General features: G+C 58.0%; 6 protein-coding genes. All 6 read left to right on the top strand.

The annotated features are described in order from the left end of the window. A partial coding sequence (locus WCE46_RS00395; protein ID WP_424731725.1) for a cobalt-factor II C(20)-methyltransferase occupies positions 1 to 413 on the top strand: 413 nt, incomplete at its 5' end. Position 414: 1 nt separating this feature from the next. Then, the gene (locus tag WCE46_RS00390) at positions 415 to 1,158 is read left to right on the top strand and encodes a cobalt-precorrin-4/precorrin-4 C(11)-methyltransferase (RefSeq protein WP_424731724.1); all 744 of its coding nucleotides are present in this window, start codon (positions 415 to 417) and stop codon (positions 1,156 to 1,158) included. Beyond that, complete coding sequence (gene cbiG / locus WCE46_RS00385) at positions 1,155 to 2,027, top strand: cobalt-precorrin 5A hydrolase (protein WP_424731723.1); 873 nt, start codon at positions 1,155 to 1,157, stop codon at positions 2,025 to 2,027. The genes WCE46_RS00390 and cbiG overlap by 4 nt, the downstream gene beginning before the upstream one ends. Further along, positions 2,011 to 2,799, top strand: a complete 789-nt coding sequence (gene cobJ / locus WCE46_RS00380) for a precorrin-3B C(17)-methyltransferase (protein WP_424731722.1) — start codon at positions 2,011 to 2,013, stop codon at positions 2,797 to 2,799. Before cbiG ends, cobJ begins: the two co-directional genes overlap by 17 nt. Continuing rightward, the gene (locus tag WCE46_RS00375) at positions 2,747 to 3,412 is read left to right on the top strand and encodes a precorrin-8X methylmutase (protein WP_424731721.1); all 666 of its coding nucleotides are present in this window, start codon (positions 2,747 to 2,749) and stop codon (positions 3,410 to 3,412) included. Before cobJ ends, WCE46_RS00375 begins: the two co-directional genes overlap by 53 nt. Then, on the top strand, positions 3,409 to 4,199 hold a 791-nt coding region (locus WCE46_RS00370), incomplete at its 3' end, for a cobalt-precorrin-5B (C(1))-methyltransferase (RefSeq protein ID WP_424731720.1). The genes WCE46_RS00375 and WCE46_RS00370, both read left to right, overlap by 4 nt.

The raw sequence follows: 4,199 nt of genomic DNA, 5'->3' as shown, positions 1-4,199 counted from the left end.
AAGCGAACGCGGAGAAAATCGCACCGGTTGCACAGAAAGGTCTCGCCGTCTTTGGGATCCTCGGCGACCCGAACTTTTTCTCCACATTCTCCCGGCTCTGCGGGATCATTGCGGAACGCTATCCCGGTATCGAGTGCCGGACCGAGCCTGGGATCAGTTCGATCACCGCGTTTGCGGCCGCAGCCGGTGTCCCGCTTGCCGGGGGTTTTGTCGTATCCGATGGCGCAGAACCGTCAGCTCTCATCCGGCTCAAGGCACGGCACCCACAGGAGATCATCGCAGGGCTCAAAGCAGAGGGATTCAAAGAGTTTATCCTTGTCGAGCGGATGTTTTTCCCGGATATGAAAGTGTACCGCAATGACGAGATCCCCAAAAAAAGCGATTACATGAGTGTGCTGTACGCGAGGCGCTGATATGGTAAAAAAACCTGCAAATGATACGGGAGCAAAAGTCTGGTTCGTGGGCGCCGGCCCCGGTGACCCGGAACTGATCACGGTCAAAGGACACCGGCTCGTACAGGACGCCGATGTCCTGATCTATGCCGGATCTCTTGTGAACCCGGTGCTGGTCGCAGAATCCGGTGCGGCGCTGAAACTCGACAGCTGGGGCATGCACCTTGACGAGATGGTCGACACGATGGTACAGCACGCAGCCGTCGGAAAAAATGTTGTCCGGCTCCACTCAGGCGACCCGGCGCTCTACGGTGCCATTGTCGAACAGATCGAAAAACTCGAAGAGCGGAATATTGCAGTCGAGATTGTGCCCGGTGTTTCCTCACTCTTTGCGGCGGCGGCAGCACTCAAAACCCAGCTCACGCTCCGGGGCGTCTCGGAATCCGTTATTGTCACCCGCCCGGCGGGAAAAACCCTCAAAGAAGATCAGATCGGGGAGTTCTCGCGTCTCAATTCGACCATGGTCGTCTTCCTTGGCACGGAAAAACTCGGAGAAATAACAGGGAAATTGTCATGTCCCCCGGATACTCCGGCCGCCGTGGTCTACCATGCCTCGTGGCCTGACCAGAAGATCGTCAGGGGCACCGTTTCTGATATCGCGGCAAAGGCACAGGCCGCCGGGATCGAACACACGGCGCTTCTTCTTATCGGTGGCGTCGTGGGCGGTGTGAAGAAAGGGCACGTCAAATCCTACCTCTACTCATGAAAGATACCGTGGTAATTGCCCTGCCCCGGTTCCTCCGGGATGCCGGTCGGATTGCGGAATTCCTGGATGCGGATGTGCTGGAATACCGGGCCGGAATCTTTGCCGATGTTTTTCCTGTGGCCCGCCGGATCGTTGCGCTGATGTCGATGGGGATCGTGGTACGCGGCATTGCCTTGCTCATCCGCGATAAGTGGACCGACCCGGCTGTTGTTGTTGTCACCCCGGATTTCTCGTATGCGGTCCCGCTGCTCGGGGGCCACCACGGGGCAAACGAGCTCGCAAAGGAACTTGCCGGCCTCGGCCTTGTCCCGGTGATCTCCACGGCAACAGAAGCGACCGGCCTTGATTCCGTGGAAGCCGTTGCCGGCCGGACCGGCTGCGATATTGTCAACCGCGACTCGACCCGTGCGGTCAATACCGGGATACTTGACGGTACCACAAAAATATATTCCGTGCCCGGCCCCGGGATCGTGATTGCCGGCCCCGATGTTTCAGTCCTCGTGCACAAAGGGGATTTTGTTGTCGGTATCGGCTGTCGTAAAGGAGTGACTGCAGAAGAAGTGACTAGTGCGGTTCGTGCAGCGCTGGCAGAAGGGGGTATTGCACAAACAGATGTGATGCTCTTTTCGACCACAGCAAAAAAATGCGGCGAGACCGGTCTCATTGACGGGATTGCCGCAATCCCTGCCAACTTAATATTCCTTGATGATGATACTGTTAACGCACAGATCACTGCCACACCCTCGAAGGCAAAAAAGATCGGCCTTATCGGGGTCGCCGAACCGTGTGCGCTTGCAGTCAGTAAACACCGGGAACTCGTTATGAAAAAGAAAGTGTTTGGGAAGGTGACCATTGCCATTGCCCGTTGAGAGCCGGACAAACGGTCTCTGGATTGTCGGGTGCGGGCCGGGACGGAAGGAATACATGACCGGCCGCGCGATCGATGCGATCTCCGGTGCGGACTACGTGATCGGAAACGACAGTTATCTCGAACCGATCCGGCCGCTGCTTACCGGGAAACAGGTGATCCGGAGTTCGATGGGTAAAGAGGTCGAACGGGCGAAAAAAGCGATCGAACTTGCACAGTCCCACAAGGTTGCAATTGTCTCCGGGGGGGATGCGGGCGTGTATGGCATGGCCGGTATCGTCCTTGAGGTGCTCGAACATTCTGGTGCGACAATCCCGGTGGAGGTAGTCCCGGGCGTGACCGCGGCAAATGCCGGTGCCTCGCTTGTGGGGTCTCCCCTCTCCGGGGATTTTGCGGTCATCAGTCTCTCGGACCTGCTCACGCCGCTTGAGGTGATTGAAAAGCGCCTTGATGCAGTCTTCTCGGTCGGGATCCCGGTCGTGATCTACAACCCCCGCAGCCACGGCAGGCCGCACAACTTTGCACTTGCCATTGAACATGCCCGGAAATATTATCCGGCCACCGTGCCGGTCGCGATCATAAAAAATGCCCTGCGCGAGGGACAGGCAGACCCGGTGATAACGACACTGGGGGAAATTGAGAGTGTCATCGATCAGATCGATATGCATACAACGGTTATCATCGGCGGAAGCGAGAGCCGTATATGGAGGATGGGAAACAATGTCAAAGGAATCATCACACCACGCGGATACCACCACAAGTACGTATATTGACCCGGGCGCAACCACCCCCGAGGCCTATGAGATCTCAAAGACCTCACGTACGCTCGCACGGAAGGTTGTGGGAAACGAAACGCCCGAGGACCGGGTCCGCCAGCGATGCTCGGTTGCAGTTGGCGATTTCGCGATGGCTGACCTGTTGAGGTTCAACGCCGATCCCGTACCTGCCACACTGGCGGCGCTCAAAGCCGGTGCTCACATCATTACCGATATCCGGATGGTGCAGGTGGGTATCCAGAAAAAAGGGCACGAATCAAAAATCCTCTGTGCCCTTGATTTCGGCGGTGAGATCGCTCGGGAGAAAGGGATTACGAGGAGTTCTGCCGGGTTTATCGCACTCAAAGACCAGCTGGCCGGATCCATTGTCGTCATCGGGAACGCCCCCTCTGCACTGCTCACGGTCTGCGGGATGATCCGCGAAGGCATCCGGCCTGCGGTTGTGATCGGCGCACCGGTAGGTTTTGTGAACGCGGCAGAGTCAAAGGCAGTTCTCCGCAGTCTTGATATCCCTTCGATTTCAACCGAAGGGACCCGGGGCGGCACGCCGGTCGCTGTCGCCGCCATCAACGAATGCATCACAATTCTCATCGGGGAATCTGCGTCATGAGGGACCCGGTCACCGGTTTTCTGTACCCCAACGACTGGGTGACAAAAGTCAAGGATTCACGGGAACGCGATCTCGTCGCAGGGGGTTTTGCGATCCTTACCGCATCGGGCACTGTCCTCCGGCGCGGGTACACGACCGGGACCACAGCTGCTGCCGCATGCAAGGCAGCGATCTTTTCGCTTGACCATGACGTGTCGCAGGTAACAATCCATCTTCCCTGCGGTCTTGTGGCCGGTGTCCCGGTGACTGCCCATGCGGGCCATGCTTCGTGCAGGAAATATGCCGGAGACTATCCTTCGGATGTGACGGCAGGTATTGAATTTGTGGCTGATGCAGTATCTGCCCCGGACGGACTGACTCTCGTACCGGGACCCGGCATTGGGCGCTTCGCCCGGGACACGCCACGATACAAAAAAGAGGCTCCCGCGATCAGCGATGCCCCGCTTTCATGTATCCTTGCATCCATGCAGGAGGCCATCAGTGATACCGGCATTTCAGGCGCCACGGTCACGCTCTCTATTCCGGAAGGTGCACGCATCGCACATAAGACCCTCAACCCCCGGGTCGGGGTCGAGGGCGGGATCTCGGTGCTCGGGTCGACCGGGCTTGTCGAACCATGGGACGTTCACCTGGAAGAATCGGTGCAGGTACGGGTCGCCGGTGCAAAAAAGGTTGTCCTCACGACCGACCGTATCGGGCTCCGGTACTCTCGCCTGCTCTTTCCCGATCACGAGATTGTGCTTGTCGGGGGCCGGATTAAGGAGGCCCTGTCAGCCACGAAGAGCGA

The organism is Methanoregula sp., from assembly GCF_049690535.1.
Classification (GTDB): Archaea; Halobacteriota; Methanomicrobia; order Methanomicrobiales; family Methanospirillaceae; genus Methanoregula.
This window is presented reverse-complemented; position numbering and strand designations above follow the sequence as displayed.